The organism is Thermodesulfobacterium hydrogeniphilum, from assembly GCF_000746255.1.
Lineage (GTDB): Bacteria > Desulfobacterota > Thermodesulfobacteria > Thermodesulfobacteriales > Thermodesulfobacteriaceae > Thermodesulfobacterium > Thermodesulfobacterium hydrogeniphilum.
Map to the genome: position 1 here is coordinate 1 of NZ_JQKW01000008.1, position 18683 is coordinate 18683.

General features: G+C 32.1%; 16 protein-coding genes and 3 tRNA genes. 6 read left to right on the forward strand and 13 right to left on the reverse strand.

The window, feature by feature from the left end; genetic code table 11:
• The 11 genes from CC87_RS08605 to sat all read right to left on the reverse strand — a co-directional run.
• The coding region (locus CC87_RS08605) for a GTP-binding protein (protein ID WP_038054945.1) at positions 1 to 383 on the reverse strand (383 nt) is incomplete at its 3' end.
• A 56-nt stretch (positions 384 to 439) separates the two neighbouring features.
• Positions 440 to 515, reverse strand: a tRNA-Thr gene (locus CC87_RS03735).
• 14 nt (positions 516 to 529) lie between these two features.
• Positions 530 to 602 (reverse strand) — tRNA-Gly (locus tag CC87_RS03740).
• 22 nt (positions 603 to 624) lie between these two features.
• Positions 625 to 707, reverse strand: a tRNA-Tyr gene (locus CC87_RS03745).
• A 51-nt stretch (positions 708 to 758) separates the two neighbouring features.
• Positions 759 to 1946 carry a quinone-interacting membrane-bound oxidoreductase complex subunit QmoC gene (gene qmoC / locus CC87_RS03750; RefSeq protein ID WP_156955573.1) on the reverse strand — a complete coding sequence of 396 codons (1188 nt, stop codon included), beginning with the start codon at positions 1944 to 1946 and terminating at the stop codon, positions 759 to 761.
• Positions 1947 to 1959: 13 nt separating this feature from the next.
• Positions 1960 to 4167 carry an FAD-dependent oxidoreductase gene (locus CC87_RS03755; protein WP_038056349.1) on the reverse strand — a complete coding sequence of 736 codons (2208 nt, stop codon included), beginning with the start codon at positions 4165 to 4167 and terminating at the stop codon, positions 1960 to 1962.
• A 3-nt stretch (positions 4168 to 4170) separates the two neighbouring features.
• A complete protein-coding gene (locus CC87_RS03760; RefSeq protein ID WP_038056351.1) occupies positions 4171 to 5412 on the reverse strand; it encodes a CoB--CoM heterodisulfide reductase iron-sulfur subunit A family protein in 1242 nt (413 codons plus the stop codon).
• A gap of 117 nt (positions 5413 to 5529) precedes the next feature.
• The gene (gene aprA, locus CC87_RS03765) at positions 5530 to 7530 is read right to left on the reverse strand and encodes an adenylyl-sulfate reductase subunit alpha (RefSeq protein ID WP_038056353.1); all 2001 of its coding nucleotides are present in this window, start codon (positions 7528 to 7530) and stop codon (positions 5530 to 5532) included.
• Positions 7531 to 7597: 67 nt separating this feature from the next.
• Positions 7598 to 8089 (reverse strand): adenylyl-sulfate reductase subunit beta, encoded by a 492-nt coding sequence (gene aprB / locus CC87_RS03770; protein WP_038056356.1) that lies wholly within the window; start codon positions 8087 to 8089, stop codon positions 7598 to 7600.
• Between the two features lie 196 nt (positions 8090 to 8285).
• A complete protein-coding gene (locus CC87_RS03775) occupies positions 8286 to 8654 on the reverse strand; it encodes a DUF6955 family protein (RefSeq protein WP_038056358.1) in 369 nt (122 codons plus the stop codon).
• A gap of 30 nt (positions 8655 to 8684) precedes the next feature.
• Complete coding sequence (sat, locus tag CC87_RS03780; RefSeq protein ID WP_038056360.1) at positions 8685 to 10061, reverse strand: sulfate adenylyltransferase; 1377 nt, start codon at positions 10059 to 10061, stop codon at positions 8685 to 8687.
• Between the two features lie 262 nt (positions 10062 to 10323).
• On the opposite strand from sat, the gene CC87_RS03785 reads away from it, so the two are divergent.
• Together CC87_RS03785 and CC87_RS03790 are read left to right on the forward strand one after the other, a co-directional pair.
• Positions 10324 to 11298: a polyprenyl synthetase family protein gene (locus CC87_RS03785; protein ID WP_038056362.1), complete on the forward strand. Its 975-nt coding sequence runs from the start codon at positions 10324 to 10326 to the stop codon at positions 11296 to 11298.
• 1 nt (position 11299) lies between these two features.
• Entirely contained in the window at positions 11300 to 11941 is a 642-nt protein-coding gene (locus tag CC87_RS03790; protein ID WP_051920531.1) for an HAD family hydrolase, read from the forward strand.
• Here the strand turns inward: CC87_RS03790 and CC87_RS03795 are convergent.
• Positions 11884 to 14208, reverse strand: coding sequence for a UvrD-helicase domain-containing protein (locus CC87_RS03795; RefSeq protein WP_038056363.1), 2325 nt, complete (start codon positions 14206 to 14208; stop codon positions 11884 to 11886). The genes CC87_RS03790 and CC87_RS03795 overlap by 58 nt on opposite strands.
• A 24-nt stretch (positions 14209 to 14232) precedes the next feature.
• Here CC87_RS03795 and CC87_RS03800 point away from each other — a divergent pair, with 24 nt between their 5' ends.
• The 4 genes from CC87_RS03800 (at position 14233) to CC87_RS03815 (ending at position 17779) form a co-directional block, all read left to right on the forward strand.
• The gene (locus CC87_RS03800) at positions 14233 to 14976 is read left to right on the forward strand and encodes an RsmE family RNA methyltransferase (protein ID WP_084222188.1); all 744 of its coding nucleotides are present in this window, start codon (positions 14233 to 14235) and stop codon (positions 14974 to 14976) included.
• A gap of 71 nt (positions 14977 to 15047) precedes the next feature.
• Positions 15048 to 15539, forward strand: coding sequence for a hypothetical protein (locus tag CC87_RS03805; RefSeq protein ID WP_038056367.1), 492 nt, complete (start codon positions 15048 to 15050; stop codon positions 15537 to 15539).
• Positions 15540 to 15542: 3 nt separating this feature from the next.
• Positions 15543 to 16370, forward strand: coding sequence for a DUF4198 domain-containing protein (locus tag CC87_RS03810; RefSeq protein ID WP_038056369.1), 828 nt, complete (start codon positions 15543 to 15545; stop codon positions 16368 to 16370).
• An 80-nt stretch (positions 16371 to 16450) separates the two neighbouring features.
• Entirely contained in the window at positions 16451 to 17779 is a 1329-nt protein-coding gene (locus CC87_RS03815; protein ID WP_038056371.1) for a B12-binding domain-containing radical SAM protein, read from the forward strand.
• Here the strand turns inward: CC87_RS03815 and CC87_RS03820 are convergent.
• On the reverse strand, positions 17776 to 18618 hold the full coding sequence (locus tag CC87_RS03820) for a 50S ribosomal protein L11 methyltransferase (protein ID WP_038056373.1): 843 nt from the start codon (positions 18616 to 18618) through the stop codon (positions 17776 to 17778). The two genes, CC87_RS03815 and CC87_RS03820, sit on opposite strands and share 4 nt — an antisense overlap.
• Positions 18619 to 18683: the final 65 nt, after the last annotated feature.

The following is an 18683-nucleotide window of genomic DNA, read 5'->3' on the forward strand; positions in this document are numbered from 1 at the left end:
ACATTAACCTGTCTTGCTAACAACACATGCTCCCTTGTCTGTGGCATAGGCCCATCTGTCGCTGCCACAACAAGAATAGCTCCATCCATCTGCGCCGCACCTGTTATCATGTTCTTTATATAATCCGCATGCCCTGGACAATCTATATGCGCATAGTGCCTCTTCTCCGTCTCATACTCAACATGCGCAAGCTGTATAGTTATACCTCTTGCCTTCTCCTCAGGTGCCTTATCTATATTCTCAAATGGTATCCACTCTGCCCACCCCTTCGTAGATAATACCCTTGTCATTGCACTTGTTAATGTGGTCTTACCATGATCAATATGCCCTATCGTCCCTACATTTAAATGCGGCTTCCTCCTCTCAAATTTCTGCTTAGCCATTTCCCCTTCCTCCTAATAGCAATTTTTTAATTTTCAAATTTTTTATAAATCCAAAATGGAGCCCACGACCGGACTCGAACCGGTGACCACTTCCTTACCAAGGAAGTGCTCTACCTCCTGAGCTACGTGGGCTTCTTAAAAACAAAAGCGGGCGACGGGACTCGAACCCGCAACCCTCAGCTTGGAAGGCTGATGCTCTACCACTTGAGCTACGCCCGCTTCTTTGTCTAAAATTTAAAAATGGAGGGGGGAGGATTTGAACCTCCGAAGGCAAAAGCCACCGGGTTTACAGCCCGGCCCCTTTGGCCGCTCGGGTACCCCTCCAGTTTTCTTATAAAATTAACTTAAATTTAATTTTTGTCAAGAGACCTTAAATTATTTTGACATCTTTTGAACAACATCCTTAAAGTATAAATCAAACACTACAGCTGTAGTTCTAAATGCTAAATGAGCAAATTTGGAATAAACAACTCCTAAAAATAACATAAAAACTATAACTAAATGTGCAAGATAAACCAAAGAAGTTATATTTTTCAAACCAGGAATAGAACGGATAATTTCTATACCAAAACCTGTTAAACCTAAAAACAAAATCAAATAAATTAAAAAGCTATCAGGATAGCTTGTTCTTAAACTCTTTTCTGCCTCAGCCTGACTCCTACCAACCATTATATCAATAATTCCATAAAGAAGTAAAATACCTCCAATATTACCCAACCATTTTACAGGATGAGTTAAAGGATTCCAAGGAGTATGAAATCCTAAAATATCAGCCATTACAAATACTATAGCTGTAGTTAAAGCTAATATAATAAAAGAATAAAGCAAAAATTTATGAGGATTTGCTCTCCAATTATTAGCATTACATTTCACAAATCTACTGTGAGATAAAATTTCACTAATAGCTGGAATAAAATAAGTTTTTAATATAGTCCACATTCCATATCTGTAAGCCTGAGGAATTTTATAAGTTTCTACATAAGCATTCCACATTCTGTTAATAGCTGAAAATAAAATAATAACTACAAAAGCTGCTAAAGGCAAAAATACCACATCTATCATTAATACTCTGGCAGGCAAGTGGAAAATCCATATATCATAGTGAGGTCCACCATAAGGAAAAGAGTTAGCATCAAAAAGATTGGGCATTCCTTGAAAAGTAGCTATCATACCAAGAAAAATGAAAAATAAAGCTATAAGTGGCAAAACAATCAATCCTAAGGGTCTGTTATAAAAAGTATGCAAGAACTTAAAAGGCACAGCTTCTTTTATAACTAAAAGCCTTAAAGCTGCCATAACATCACCAGGATTAGCTCCTCTTGGACAATACTTACTACAATCTCCACACTGATGACATAACCATACCGCAGGATCATTTAGTAATTTGTCCTTAAAACCCCATTGTGCTAAAATCATCTGTTTTCTGGGAAAAGGAGCTTCATCAGAAGATAAAGGACAAACTGTAGCACAAGTAGCACACTGATAACATTTCTTTAAAGTGTCACCACCTACTTCTTGTATCTCTTTAATAACATTTAAATTAGGATCTACCTTTATAGCCATAGTTCTCCTCCCTTTACCATCCTTTAAATGGATTTTCTTCAAACCCTTTTATTTCTTCATTAAATTCTTTCATTTTATTAACAGCTTCGTCAACTTCATCTATAGCTACTGTATGTAATGTAACTCTTTCTGACTCTAATGCAAGTTGTTGTAATGTCTCAGCTACATTTTCCATACGTCTGTTAGCCAATTCACTACCTTTTATAAAATGACACTGATAATTTTCTCCAAATTTACAACCCAATAAAAGAATACCATCATACCCTTTACTCATAGCATCTTTTACAAAAGAAACATTAACTGATCCTAAACATCTTACAGGTATAATTCTAAAACTAACAGGAAGGCTCTTCTTTTGATAAGCAGCCATATCTAATGCTGGTAAAGCATCATTTTCACATACAAAAGCCATCAGTCTATATAATCCATAGCCTTGTTCAGGCATCTCAGTAGCTTTTATCATATTGGTTATCATATCTATAGAGTAGTCTTTAAAACTAATAATTCTCTGAGGACAAGCACCAAAACAAGTTCCACATCTTCTACATCTGGTTACAAATTGAATTGGAAAGCCCTTTTCATCTTCATTTAAAGCACCAAAAGGACATTCTTCTGTACATCTCTTACACTGAGTACACATTTTTAAATCAAATTCTGGATAAGCATAATCCCAGGTTCTTGGATGTACAGCATGTCCTTCTTCAATAGCAACCAAGCATTGTATAGCCTTAAGAGTAGCACCACGAGCATCTTCTATGGCCTGCTGTATAGTCATAGGCTGATGAATAGCTCCCGCTGCATAGATTCCTGTTCTTCTTGTTTCATAAGGAAAACATATAAAATTAGAATCTGCATACCCGTAAAAGAGATTTAATTCCTCTTCTGGAAGACCTGGTCCCTGTCTGTATTCTAAATTAAGAACAGGTTCTTCTGCAGTAACAGGCACCATTCCTGTAGCAAGAACAACCACATCAACTTCAATTTCTAATCTCTCTCCTAATAAAGTCTCATCTACTACAACTTTTACTTTGCCATTTTCTCCTTCAGAAACACTTACCACCTTGCCTTTAGTTAAAAATATTCCTGGATCATCCTGTAAAGTTTTATAGAAGTTCTCAAAAATTCCCATGGTTCTCATATGATCATAAATTATAAAAGCCTTTGCTTCAGGATCAGCTTCCCTAATATATTTTGCCTGTTTTAAAGATGCTAAACAACAAAAACCAGAACAATAAGGCAAATGATTCTCATCACGCTGACCTGCACATTGAATAAAAAGAACACTCTTAATAGGTGCCCCATCAGAAGGTCTTACTAATTTATCCTCTTTTGCCATCTGTTCAAATTGAACATTAGTAACCACATTCTTAATTGTTCCATATCCTAAATCAGAAAGCTTACTTGCATCATAAGGCTTAAAACCAGCAGCTAAAACTATAGCTCCTATTTTCTCTTCTATCTCTTTACCACCCTGTTTAATTTTCACATTAAATAAACCTGGAGCTCCAGAAATTTGAGCTACTGTAGCTCCTTTATATACCTTTATTTTGTCATTGCTTTCTACTTGAGAAATTAGATCATTTACAATAGGGGGAACTATGTTTTTATAAGGAGGTTTTATTTCACAATGAGCTTTCATTTTAGCCACAAAACCACCGAGTTCTTTTTCTTTTTCAACCAAAACCACATCATGTCCAGCTTTAGCAGCTTCTAAAGCTGCAGTAAGACCTGCTACACCTCCACCAATTACTAATATGGTCTTAGAAATCTCCTCTTCAGGTTTATAAGGTTGTGGAAAATTATAGCTCTGAAGTTTAGCTACACCCATTCTAACATAATCCTTAGCTAAAGCCATAAGCTCATCTTTAAAAGTTACACCTTCTACATATTCAGCAGAATCATCTAAAACTTCTCCTTCTTCTCCTAAAGGAAATCTACTCCAAACAACTCCCTCTCTTAAACTTGTTCTATCTACAGCAACATTATCAAAATTAAAAACATCATAATTCACTCTTTGTGAACAGGCACAAATTGAAACAGCTTCCAAACCATCTTCTTTAATTTTCTGTTCTATAAATGCTCTTCCCTCTTTAGAACATAAAGCCTCTCTACTATATACTACCGCAGCTCCCTGCTCCTTAGCTGCATTTTCCAATTCTGCTATATCTAAACGCTCTCCTATATTACATGAGGTACATATAAATACACCTATTTTCTGCATTTTTTACCCCCTTTTTATAATTTGAATAGCTTTCAAAGCTGCCCCTGTTGCTGTCTCATTAGAAGTCATAACATCTAAAGGCATTTTAGCACATCCACATCCAATAATTCCTTCTTCATAGAAAACAAATCCGTTCTCATCCACTTTCAGACCAGGTATTTCCATTCCGGCAATACTTGGTTGCATACCAAGAGCTAATACTACCATATTAACTCTTTCATTTATTTTTTTACCAGAAAGAGTATCTTCTGCTGTAACTATTAAATCCTTAGTCTCTGGATCTTCTTCAATTTTAGCAACTTTTCCTTTTATAAAAGTGATTCTTGCTTCTTCTTGAGCTCTTCTCAAAAATTTTTCATATCTTCCAGGTGTTCTAATATCAATATAAAAAATCAAAGCTTCAGCTTCAGGATCTTGTTCTGCTAAATAAAGACTATGCTTTAAAGATGCCAAACAGCAAATATAAGAACAATAAGGTAAATGATTCTCATCACGAGATCCTGCACACTGAACAAAAGCAACCTTTTTAGGAGGTGTATTATCAGATGGTCTTAAAATTTTTCCTCCTGTAGGCCCCCAAGGAGAAGCTAACCTTTCCATCTGCATATTAGTAATTACATTAGTAAACTTTCCATAACCTAAATTATCAAGTTTGGTTGCATCATAAGGTTTCCATCCTGTTGCCCAGATAATAGCTCCAACCTCAAATTCTTTTATTTCTTCTTTCATGTCGGGATCTATAGCATTATATTTACAAGCTGCCATTATTCTTTCCAAATCTCCGGGAGCTAATGCATCCTTGTCAAGAACATATTTCATTGGAAATGCCATAGGATAAGGTAAATAAATAGCTTTGGTTTTTCTTAATCCAAAATCAAAATCACTCACCCTTTCTCCTTCACAAACTTTTTCACATTCTCCACAAGCAGTACAATTATCATTTACATAACGAGGTCTGATCTTGACTTTAACTTTATAATTTCCAGGCTCTCCAGAAATTTCCATTACCTCAGCCATAGTATAAACTTTGATACGAGGATTGGATTTAATTCTTCTAAAATTTATCTCCAAACCACATGTAGGAGGACATAACTTAGGAAAATAATAACGAAGCTGAGCAACTCTACCTCCTAAACTCGGCTCTTTCTCTATCAAAATAACTTCTGCCCCTACTTCAGCAGCCTCAACAGCTGCTGTAATCCCACTAATGCCTCCACCTACTACTAATATAGGTAATTGTCCCATAATCCCCTCCCTAAGACACTTTTTCAGAATAAATCTCCTTTTCCATAAGGAGATTTATTCTGAAAAAAATAAAAAAGAGGGGGCTATTAGCCCCCTCTTAAATATTATTATTTAAATTTACGGTCCAAGTGGATCAGGAATGATCTGAACATAAGGATATGTTTCTAAAGTCCACTCCTTGGTCTCAGGATCACAATGGGAAAGAGTAAAACATTTCCATTCATCATCTTTAAGTTCAGGAAAGTCTGTTCTATAGAAGTATCCAGGATAACGGGTTTCTTCACGGAAGAGAATATGCAAGAGATGAGCTTCAGCAGTCCATACACGATGAATATTTTCCCAAGCTCTCATAAGTTCATGAAGATCTCTGGCTGCAGCCATCTGCATATCTTCTTTCAACATTCTAAGAAGTTCCAATCCTCTTTCAAGCATTACCTTGTTGGTTTTATAGAAAGTAGAAGTTCCAGCTACATATTCATCCATAAGTTTCATAAGTCTTGCCTGAATATGACGAGGAATTAGATAATTGGGGTTGATTTCATAATGTGTAGAAGCATTCTTGAATTGTTCAAATCTATACCAAGGTGCATAAATTTCCTTCTTTAAATCTTCAGCATTTTCCTTAGGAGTAGGAGTATAATCTTTGTTATCAAGACAGAATTTAACCATAGCTTTTGCAGCAATTCTTCCTTCTACGTGAGAACCAGAAGAGAATTTATGTCCAGAAGCTCCTACAGTATCACCAGCGCAGAAAAGACCTTTTACTGTTGTCATTCTGTTATAAAGACCTATCTCTTTCCAAGGAGCTTTATATTCTTCAGGTACCCAATCTTCATCAGGGCCACATACCCAAGCTCCAGCACATCCAGCATGAGATCCAAGGAGATAAGGTTCAGTAGGCATAATTTCAGAAGGAACTTTTTCAGGTTCAATATTTAAACAAGCCCAAAGTCCAGCCTGAGTTACACACATATCTAAGAAGTCTTCCCAAGCTTCAGCAATAAGATGCTTGAACTCTTTTTTATCCATATTCTTTGCTGCTTCCTGAAGTGCCCATTCAGTATGGATATAAATAGGACCACGACCAGCTTCCATTTCAATAAGCATAGCGTGGTTTCTTAAACAGGTTCCAATAACAGAAGCTTCACTATAAGGAGCAAATTTCTTAAGTTCATCTTTATGTTTAGCAATATAATCTTCACCAAAAGCATTGCTTGCTCTGGCTTTAAAGAGCAAGAACCAAGCACCAACTGGACCATAACCATCTTTAAAACGTGCAGGGATAAATCTGTTTTCCATAAGAACAAGTTTAGCACCAGTCATAGCACACATAGCATAACCGGTTCCAGGATTCCATACAGGATACCAAGCACGTCCTTTACCTTCATCAATGGATCTTGGACGGAAAATATTAACAGCACCACCTGTAGAAAGTAAAGTAGCTTTAGCTTTTATAATGAAAATCTTATTCTCTCTAACAGAAAATCCTACTGCTCCAGCACAACGATTGGGCTCATTAGCATCAAGTAAAGGCCTCACAATAAAACATCTTTCAATGTATTCAGCATTTTCATAGGATTCAATAGCATTCTTAGCAGCTTCAGCTACAATTACCTTATAAGATTCTCCATTGATCATGATCTGCCAGCGTCCAGAACGAACAGGTTGAGCACCTCCCTTCAAAGTCAAACCTTTAGCCTTAGCCTCAGCTCCATCCAAGGTTTTTCCTGTATTAGGATCTTTTTTCCAGATAGGAAGACCCCATTCTTCAAAACAATGCACTGTATCATCAACATGACGACCAACATCAAATACAAGATCTTCACGAACAATTCCCATTAAGTCGCAACGAACCATTCTTACATAGTCATCAGGCTTATTTTCTCCAATATAAGTGTTAATAGCAGAAAGACCCATAGCAACAGCACCAGATCTTTCCATAGCAGCTTTATCACAAAGCAAAATTCTTAAACCATGAGGCTTAGCCCAACGAACAGCTTCTACCGCTGCTCCACAAGCAGCCATTCCACCACCAACAATTAAAATATCTGTTTCTTTTTCTACAATTTCAGGCTCTGCACATGGCAAACCAGAATTATAAAACCAAATCTTAGGCATAACTGCCACCTCCTTTTAAAATTTTAAAATTTTTTTCATTATTACACCAACCATTTAATTACACTATTTAAAACTTAGCAGTTTTACCAAGAGCAGCAACTTCAAACTTCTTGTTCAATACTGCTTCAGGTTTAGCAGGTTCTACACCATCTGCAGCCTCAGTAAAAAGCTGGTTGTTATTAATTAAAGATGGATCAGGATCAGGTTTCCCAACTGTAGGATCAGCAGAACCCTCAGGTGTAGTTCTAATCGGGAACTTAAATCTTACAACAACACCATTTCTAAACTTGATAGTCCACATAATGTCTGTGGTTCCACGCATAGGCTGGCAAGTTCCATTCAAAGGAGCAAAATCAGCATAATGTCTAACTGAAATAGCCCCCTGAGGACAACTCTTTACACAGCTATAACACTCCCAGCACTGATCAGGTTCCTGGTTATAAGCCTTCATAGCTTCAGGATCAAGAATCATAAGGTCATTAGGACAAATGTACATACATACAGTTCTGTCACCACCCTTACAACCATCACACTTTTCAGGGTTTACATAACTTGGCATAGCCAACCTCCTTTTTTGATTTTTATTCTACTATTTAAAAAATTTTTAAGATATTTATATAATTTTCAACCAATAAGTCAATTTCTATTTTAACTTATTTATCTTTAAATTATCCGAAATTATCAAATTTTTTCTCATTTTTTCTTTCATTTTTACATTTTTAAATTCTTAAAGGGGGAAACACCCCCTTTAAGAATTAATCAATATCACTAATATCAATATCAGGAGCAGGTAAAAATTCTGCTTCTTTAGCTGCAGCTTCTTTAATTTCGTCAATTCTACTAAGAACTCCTTTTACAACCTCCTCTCCTAATGTTTTCTGCTTAGCGATTTCCTCAAAAAGAGCTCTTTTAAAAGCTACAGGAGTATCTGTAATACAGGCACGTGAATCAATACGAGCAGTTTCAAAAGCTTTTAAAATTTCATCTTTCAACTCCTCACCAATCTTTACTCTTAAAACCTTTAACTCTCCACCAAACACAGCTTCAATTTGAGATTCAACCGGACTCCCTTTTATTTTGTTCAATCTATTTTCGTCTAAAAATACTTCTAAAATGTATTCCATGTTATCACCTCCTATATTTTTAAAAATTTGTTAGTCTAAATCAGGTAAATCAACTTCTAATTCTTGTTCTTTATAAAGGACGTATTTTTCATTTACAAATGGATAGTTAAATTTTCTCCACCATTTTACAATCACTTTAAATATCTCAGGTCTCATAATAATTGCTGGGGGCTGAACTCCTTCAGCTACCAATCCTCTAATTAAACTACCACTGAGTTTCTGCTTTTCTTTGTCATGACCACAGCTTTCACTATAAGCCATTTCCTTACAATGTGGACAATACCAAAATTCTCTCATATTTTGTGGTCTGATCTGCAATCCTCCTTCTACTTCATTGATAGGTTTGTCAAAACCATAGCTGGGAATACCTTTTAACCAAAGAATCTGTGTAGCAAATTTATCATAATATTCTCCTACTGCAGCGTGATCACGGCCAAACATATGATGAGTACAACCCATATTCTGTCTAATAATTCCATGAAGAATACTTTCTAAAGGATTACCATATCTCATATCCCAAAGAGTAAAGCTAACCAAATGACGAGTAGGCTTAATATATCCAGCTTTATTCACCATTTCATGAGCTTCTAAGATTGCTTCATCAGGATAATCTCCTCTTCTTTTAACACCAATAATAGCATTAACTAAAATTCCATGACAAGGCTCTACATCACCAGTAAAAGCTGCAGCTTTCATAAGCATCTCATGTCCAACATGAGGGACATTTCTGGTCTGGTGAGCAATAACTGTTCTCCAATTTCTTTCTTCAAAAATTTCCCTTGCTTTTCTTGGAGGAATCCAGAATCTATCAAATGGTGGCTTAAATACAGGTTCATTAATAATAGTATATTTACCAGCCAAAATGATAGGTTGATAACTTCTATAAATAACCCAACCAGGATGTTTATCATCAAATTTTTCTCTTACTACTTCAGGATTAGTTTCAGGAGTTCCAAAAGTTCTATTAGCTAATTCTTCAGGATCAATCTCATAAATTTCTTCTATATCTAACATGGCAAAAGGCTTTCCTTTAAGTCTAAGAATAAGTCTATCCCCCTCAGAAACTCCAAGCTGCTGAAAATCTTCTTTGGAAATATCAAATAAAATAGGATAAGGGAATACCCAGCCGCTTAATAATCTCCTCTTGGAAAGCACAGACTCTAACTCTGCAGAAGTCATGGAACCTTCTACAGGACTAAAAAATCCATAACATACAGACATAATCTCACGGTAAACATTTCTTACAGGAACTCCTCTTTTGTAATGAAGAGTGGGTTTGATGTCATAAAATTTACAATACTTTGTACAAGCTTTCAAATACTTCTTAGCAACCTTCCTATCCTTGATAACTCTTTCTACTAACTTCCCGCCATGAGGCATAGGTCTTTTAAAATACAACTCAGACATAGGGAACCTCCTTTAACATAATTTGTTTTACCTATTATTTATTTATTTTCAAATTATTAAACAATTAACCTCTAAAGTCAAAACCTATTAAAAAGTTTTATTTATAATTAAAAGCAAATAATGAGGGAAAAATAAGTTTTATACCTATTTTTTGTAAAAATTTTTTTAATTTTTTTATTTTTTATTGATTTATCTCTCTATAATTTTTATACTTTTCAAAATAAAAATTTTATTTTATAATGCAAAAAGAGGATTTTAAAAAATGAAAGTAATAACACCCTTAGAGTATTTAAAAACTGAACTTGAAAATATTGAAAAATATTTACAAACTTACTTAGACGCTCAGCATCCCTTTATTAACCAAGTTAGTGAGTATATAATTTTTTCTGGTGGAAAAAGAATTAGACCTTTATTAACTGTTCTTTCTGCTAAACTATTCAATGATAATTCTGATCTTACAAGTGTTTATAAAATTTCTATTCTTTTTGAGTATTTACACGCTGCTACTCTGCTTCATGATGATGTAGTAGATGAAGCCCAATTTAGAAGAGGAAGAAAAGCAGCAAGAAATCTCTGGGGTAATCAAGCTACTATTTTGGTAGGAGATTATCTTTATGCAAAGTCTCTTAAAATTGCAAGTTCTTTAAGAAATCCTGAAATTATGGAAGTTATTACTAACACCACTCTTCTTATGAGTGAAGGAGAAGTTTTGCAGCTTTTAAATCTGGATAACACCGAGCTTACAGAAAAAGACTATGAAGATGTCATTTTTAGAAAAACAGCTGTATTAATCTCTGCCTGCTGTGAAACCGGGGCAATTTTGGGAGGAGCAAATTCTGAACAAAGACTTTCTCTTAAAAACTTCGGCAAATATTTAGGTTTAGCCTTTCAAATTGTGGATGATCTCCTTGATTATCTTAGCACTGAAACAGGTAAAGATTTAGGAAAAGATTTTCAAGAAGGGAAAATAACTTTACCTGTTATTTATGCCCTTGAAAATGCTCCACCTTCTGAAAAAGAAAGACTTTTATATCTTCTTAAAACTCCTGAAACCACAAAAAAAGATTTTGAAGAAGCCAAAGCTATTATAGAAAAAAATCAGGGATTTCAAAAAGCTAAATTAAAAGCTAAAGAATATATTAATTTAGCTAAAAGTTCATTAAATAATCTACCCGCTAATTTCTATAAAGACCTTCTTTTATTTATTACAGATTATCTTTTAGAAAGAAAAAAATAATATGAGGTATAATTTAAAACTTTTGGTATTTGATTGTGATGGTGTGCTTTTTGACTCTAAATTAGCCAATACTTATTTTTACAATTATATCTTAGAAAAGATCGGAAGAAAACCCATGACTGAAGAAGAAATAGAGTTTATTCATATGCATTCTGTAAATGAATGCATAGAATTCTTGCTAAGAAATCATCCTGAAAAATTAGAATTAGCTAAAAAAATTCAAAAAGAAACTCCTTATACTCTATTTTTTAAATATATGGTTATGGAAGAAGGGTTAAAAGAATTCTTAGAATGGGCTAAAAACTATTTTTTTATTGCTCTTTGCACCAATAGAACTACCTCCACCTACCCTTTAATAAAACACTTCCAATTAGAAAAATATTTTGATTTTATAATGAGCGCAGATAAAATACCCAAAAATAATCCTTCTGCTCTTTCTACTATTTTAGAGTATTTTAAAGTTGAACCAGAAGAAGCTCTTTATATAGGAGATTCTAAAGTAGACGAAGCCTTATGTAAAAACTGTAAAGTAAAACTGGTAGCTTTTAAAAATCCTAAACTATCAGCTGATTTTTATGTAAATAGCTATAAAGAATTAAAAGAATTTATTGAAAAATCTTTCTCTTTCTCCAGAAAAGCATAAACTTTTCTAAAAATCTTAAAACCTTCCATTTTGAAATTTTTTAATTCCTCTTCTGGAAGAATTATATATAAGTTTTTTATAGCTCTTGTAAATGCTACATAAAGCAGATTAAAAATCTCAAGTTTTTGTTTAGCCTTATCTAAATACCATCCTATAATAGCCTCTTCTGGAAGTTCTTCCTTTTTGCCTTTATAGATCTTTCCATTATAAAATATCAAACCCAAATCAGCAGTATATTCCTTTTCTTCCCAGGTTAAAGGTAAAATAACATGTTTAAATTCTAATCCTTTAGCAAGATGAATGGTTAAAATTTTTATAGCCTCCTTATCTTTTGGAATTTCTAATTCATCTTCAGAATACTTTTCCCAATATTCTAAAAAGTCTTCTAAATCTCCACCCTTAGAAGATAAATCAAGTATTATACTCAAAAATTTGTATAAATAAGAAACTTCTTCTTTCTCTTTTAATCTAAAAACATTGGAAATATACTGACAAAGCTCATAAAAAGATAGAATTTTGCTTTTATTTAATAAATCCTCTATATAAACTTTCCAGAAGTCTTTAAATTCGGTTTTAACAAAATCTATCAAATTCAGATTAATTCCTCTTAATTTTGCTTCACAATAGCTCTTAAAAATATCCTCACCTTTTTGAGTAAATCCTCCATTTAAAAATCCTGCTAAAGCTATGTTATCTTCGGGATAGTTCAAAAATTTTAGCAAAGAAACAAAAGAATTTACAAGTTTAGATTCTTTCAATTTTAAAAAAGAGGTTCCTATTACTTTAAATCCTTGAGTTAATAAAAATGAGGAAAGTTCAGTAATTTCTTCATTTTTTCTGACTAAAATTGCTACATCCTCAAAATTTTCTCTATTTTTTAGTTCTTCTAATATGTTTAAAATTTCATCTTTTATCAAATCATTTAATCTGATTTTATTATACTTTTTAGAATCTGAAGAATTTATGGAATCTAATTTTATAAATCTTAAATTAACCTCTCCATCAAGATTTTGAGTTGGTTCTTGCTGAATATGTCTAAAATTTCTATCAAATTCTTCCAAAACTTTTTGTAAAACCTCTTCTTTTCTTTCAAATTTATCATTTTTACCAAAAATAATCTCAGCTAAAATTTCCTTTTTAAGTTCTTTGTTATTTTTAAGCACTGAGAAGAAAAGATTGTTGAAATTTACAAGATTGGAACAACTTCTATAATTTTTATTTAAAACTTCAACCTTCACAGAATAATTGGAAAATTTATTAAGAATTTCTTGCAAAAGAAAAGGATCACCGCCTCTCCATTGGAAAATAGATTGCTTAGGATCTCCTGCACATATTAAAAATTTATTTCTGCTTATCAGATCTTCCACAATAGGCAAAATAGCCTCCCACTGTAGTCTATCTGTATCCTGAAATTCATCTATAATTATTCCCTCTAAACTACCGAGTTTTACATAAATCCAAGGAATAAATCCATCTTGAGAAGAAATAAACTCAGATAATTTTTCCTTCCAAAGACCTATAAATAAAGTTTTTTCTTTATAAAAAATCTCTTCCAATTTATCTTTTACCAAAGAATAAAGGGTTAAATAATAGTCCTTGGAGTATTGAGATAAATCTTCCTGATTTACAAATTGGGCTATTTCTTTTAGATCTCTTTCTTTATAAATATTTATAGCTTCTATAAGTTCTTTTTTGTAAGTGATCTTATGTAAAATTGTTTCTAAGGATTTAACAAGCTTATTTTTGATATCTATTTTTAATTGCTTCTGGGTTTTTAAAAGATGCTCTACAAAACTTTCTAAAAAAAGAAACAGATTTTTATTTTGATAAGCCTCTTCAAAGACTCTTTCCAGAGCTTTTTCTATAAGGGATTCATCTATATATCTTTTTATTTGAAAATCAGAAATAAGATTCAATTCATAAGCCAATGCCTTATAAAGATTTAAAAGAAAACTATCTATGGTTTTTACCTGAAAATTATCGTAATTTAAGAAAATTTCTTCTAAAAGTGCTTCTGCTTCTTTTTCACTGAAGTTAAGCTCCTTTTTTAAGGCTTTACCTCTTTCTGTATTCTTTATAATTTCTTTTAAAAATTGAATTACTCTTTCTTTCATTTCAAAAGCAGCTTTATTAGTAAAGGTAATGGCTAAAAGATTTTTAAGATTGTTATTTGAAAGATCTTTTAAAAGTTTAAGATAATTAAGGGATAATTGATAGGTCTTACCGCTTCCAGCACTGGCATTATAAATAACTATATTGGCAGACATTAATTTTAATTGTATTATAATCCTATGGATCTTCAAGGTGGAAATAGATTCTTCTTTGATTTTGAAGGAGATGAAGGATTTCTTTCTGAAGAAGAGAGTCATCATTTATTAAAGGTCTTGAGAAAAAAGAAAAGAGATAAAATAAAATTAATAAACGGTAAAGGATTTGAATTTGAAGGAGAAATCACAGATATTTTTAAAAAAGGAAAAGTTTGGCAGGCTAAAGTAAAAATCTGCTCTGTTTTAAGAACAGAAAAACCTCATTTGAAAAAAATTTTAGCTTTTATACCTATTCTAAAAGGTGATAAAACAGAATTTTTAGTAGAAAAAGGAACTGAATTAGGAATTGGTAAATTTATACCTTTTTATAGTGACTTTTCCGTAGTAAAACCCTCAGAAAAATTGCAAGAACGTTTGAGGAAAAAAGCTATAAATGCTTTAAAACAATCTGGAAGACTTTTTTTACCTGAAATTTCTCCTGTGGTTAATCTTACAGAATTTTTATTAAAGAATGACTTTAATGATAGTTTAAAATTTTTTGGTTCTTCAGGAAAAAAAACGAGTTTAAAAGATTTAATGCAAAAATTGGAAAAAGCTCAGGAAATAATTTTAATATCAGGACCAGAAGGTGGCTTTAGTAAAAAAGAGGAAGAGCTTTTACTAAAAAAAACATTTTATCCTATTACTATTTCACCTTATATTCTAAAAGCAGAAACAGCTTCTTTAAGCCTTATGAGTATTTTTAGTTTCCTGGTTTTTGGAATTTAAAAAATTTTACTTGAAAATTTATAAAAGTATGATTTTATTATAAGAGTATAAATTTCAAAAAGAGGGGTTTTATGGGCGGACGTTCTCGTAAATCTATTTTAAAACAAAAGTTAGCTAAATATTATAGAGAAAGAGAAAATCCGTTAGCTTTATTAGCTCTTCAAGATGAGATTATAAAATTAAATCGAGAAAAATTAAATGCTTTAGAAAAAAATCTGGATTATTTAAGAAGTTTGGCAATTTCTGAAGAAGAAGAACAACCTATTAGTGTTTCTAAACTTAGTATTAGAAGATTTACAAATGAACCTGAAAAGAAGTTTGCTACCAGAGCTTTTTATGAGGCTTTATATCCTATTACTTTAGAATATAGATTTATGCCTCTTCAAGCCATTTTTATATGGTATCTTAGAGCTTTAGAAATGATTTATGGAGAAAAAATTCCCAAAATCCATTTAAATAGACTTCAGAAATGGATTAAATACTGGCTTTCAAGTCTTACTCCGGAACAGGAATTACAACTTAAAAGTGCTATTATCTCATGGATTTTAAATAGATTTACTTAAAAAATGTTTTTTATATTTTTATTCATCTTTTTTATATTAAATCCTTATTTAAGTTTTGCTTATGAAGTTTTTTCTATTTCTGTTCCTGATAATTATGGTTTGACAGGTAAAGAGAAAGTTTTTTACATAGGGGCTGGAGAACCAGCCTTTGGTCTTATTTATGACCTAAAACCCCCTGAAAAAGTTTTTCTCCTTTCTCCTAATGGAACCTTTAATAAATTAACTCTTCTTAGAGAGGAATTTATTGATAAAGCTCTGAATACTAAAAGAATAGGGTATAAAATAAAGATTATTCCTAAAATAAAAGGCGATTATTATATTTGTATTGAAAGTGATTATACCCTTACCAGAGATGGTATTTTAAATAAATTCCTGGTAAAAACCCCTTTTCATGTTGGAATTGAAAAGGGGTGGGATAATTCCTGTGGTTTTGATTTAGAAATAAAGCCTTATACCAGACCTTATGGTTTTAGAAAAAATGGAATTTTCTGGGGACAGGTATTTTATAAAAATAAACCATTAGAAAATGGAACTGTAGAAGCTGAAAGATTTAGTCCTGTCTTTTTAAGACTTGAAGATCTTCCTAAGGATTCTTATGGAGAAATAAATTATCCTTATCTTAAAAAGACTGTTAAAATTACCAAAAATGGCTTTTTTATAATGTCCTTAGAAGAACCTGGATGGTGGATCCTTACAGTAAAAGTTAAAAATGGTAAAAAATTTTATGCTAATAATATATACCCTGTAGAATTAATTCATCATTTTTGGATATATGTATTTGGCTATAAAAAAGAAATCCCTATTTATGAATACTTTCCCATCCCTAAATAATTTGCATTTTAAAAATTTTTGGTTTAAATTAAAAATCCAAATCAAAAACATGTAACTAAATTGCAAATTTCAAAGTTTAGATGACTTTTGATTTTCTTCTTCTTAATCCCTGGATTTATGATTTTGCAGCTTATGATTTCTGGCTTAAACCTTATGGACTTCTTTTTATCGGAGGCAAACTAAGAAAACTTGGATATTCTATTTATTATTTAGACCTTTTAGATCCTTTTCATCCAGAACTTCCTAAAAAACCTAAAAGAAAAAGTTTTGGGACAGGACATTTTTACAAAGAATTCTTCCCAAAGCCTGTTTATTTTCAAGATGTTCCAAGAAAGTTTTATCGCTATGGACTACCTCTTAAGATTTTAAAAAACATTCTAAAATCTATAAAATTTAAAGCTATTCTTATAACCTGCACCCTTACTTACTGGTATCCAGGACTTATAGCACTTATAAAGTTTTTAACTTCTCATTATCCTGAAACCCCTATTTATATAGGAGGCATTTATGCCAAACTCTGTTATAATCACTTAAAAAGTTTGATAGAAAATCATTACTCTGATTATCCTATCTTTATTGTAACAGAGCATCATGAGGATTTTCTAAATCAACTATTAAAATTGTATCCTCCTTCTAAAGAACCCCATAAGCATGACTATCCCATTTTTGATTTACAGAGCTGTATCCCTTATGTAATAATAATGACAAGTTTAGGATGCCCTTTTAATTGTCCCTATTGTGCTTCTAAAAGACTTTATCCTAAATTTGAACCAAGAAATCCTGAAGAAATTTTTAAGGAGATTTTATTCTGGCATAAAACTTATAAAGTAGTTGATTTCGCCTTTTATGATGATGCCCTTTTATTTAACTTTGAGAATCATCTCAGATTAATTCTTGAAAATATTATAAACCATAATTTAATCCTTCGTTTTCATACTCCTAATGCTATTCATGCCAGATTTGTTAATAAAGAGGTAGCTCATCTTTTAAAAAAGGCAGGTTTTAAAACTATTAGAATTGGGCTTGAAAGGGTGGAAAACCGTTTTGATAACAAAGTAAGCATTGAAGAATTTTTGCAAGCTGTAGCTTATTTAAAAGAAGCTGGCTTTAAAGAAAAGGAATTAGGGGCGTATTTTCTTTATGGTATTCCAGAGGAAAATTTTGAAGAGGTGAAAAAAGGACTTTTATTTTTGGCAGAAAAGAGAGTTCCTCCTTATTTAGCTGAATTTTCTCCAATTCCAGGGACTCCTTTTTTTGAAAAAGCCAAAATTACTTCCCGTTATCCTATAGATGAAGATCCTATTTTCCATAACAATACTATTTTCCCTGCTTTAAAAAGACCTGACTGGCAAAAAATACAAGAAATTAAAGCCTTGGCAAGAAAAATACGCCATTCTTTGTGTAATTAAAGCTTCATCCAGAGAAAAGCCCATTCTTTTTCGCTTTGTTTTTTTACTAATTGATATCCTAAATTTCTATAAAGTTTTTCTATTTTCTCTGCATCCTCATTTAAAATACCTGTTAAAAATACATGAGTTCTATCTTTTTTAGAATGCTTTTTTATTGAGGAAGCTAAATTTTTAAGCTCCCTATATCCTATATTTGCTAAAATAAGATCAAACTTCTCTTCAGGAATCTCTTTTTGAATGAAAAATTTTTCCTGCACCTGATTTAATTTTACATTATATTTACATGCTTTTATAGCTTCTTCATCTATATCCACAGCCCATATTTTGCAATTTGATATAAGTTTAGCACAGGCTATTCCAAGAATACCTGTTCCACATCCCAAATCCAGTATTTTTAAAAATCCTTTACCAAATTTTTCTGCATAATTTTCTATATTTTCAAGCATCATCTGGGTTGTGGGATGATGTCCGGTTCCAAAAGCTTGAGCAGGTTCTATAATTATAACTATTTCTTCAGAATAAGACTCATATTTTTCCCAAGGAGGAATAACTACCAGATTTTTCCCTAATTTAATAGGTCTAAAATTGGCTTTCCAAACCTCTGCCCAATTTTCTTCTTTAATAAGTCTATATTCTACCTCTATATCTAAATGTTTTGCTAAAAATTTTTCCAAATTATCTATTTCAGGGTCTCTTTCTTTTGCATAAATCTTAAAAATTATCATATTTTTTTCCTCTGTGATTTCCCAACCCTGAGTAAAATGTTCATATAAAAATTCTTCTATTAATTCTCCTAAATTATTTTTATTAGGTACCTTTAAAACAATTTCATAATACAATTTTCTCCTCCTGCAAAATTAGTAAACTTAAAATTATTTTTTTCAAAAAATGTATTATAATGTCT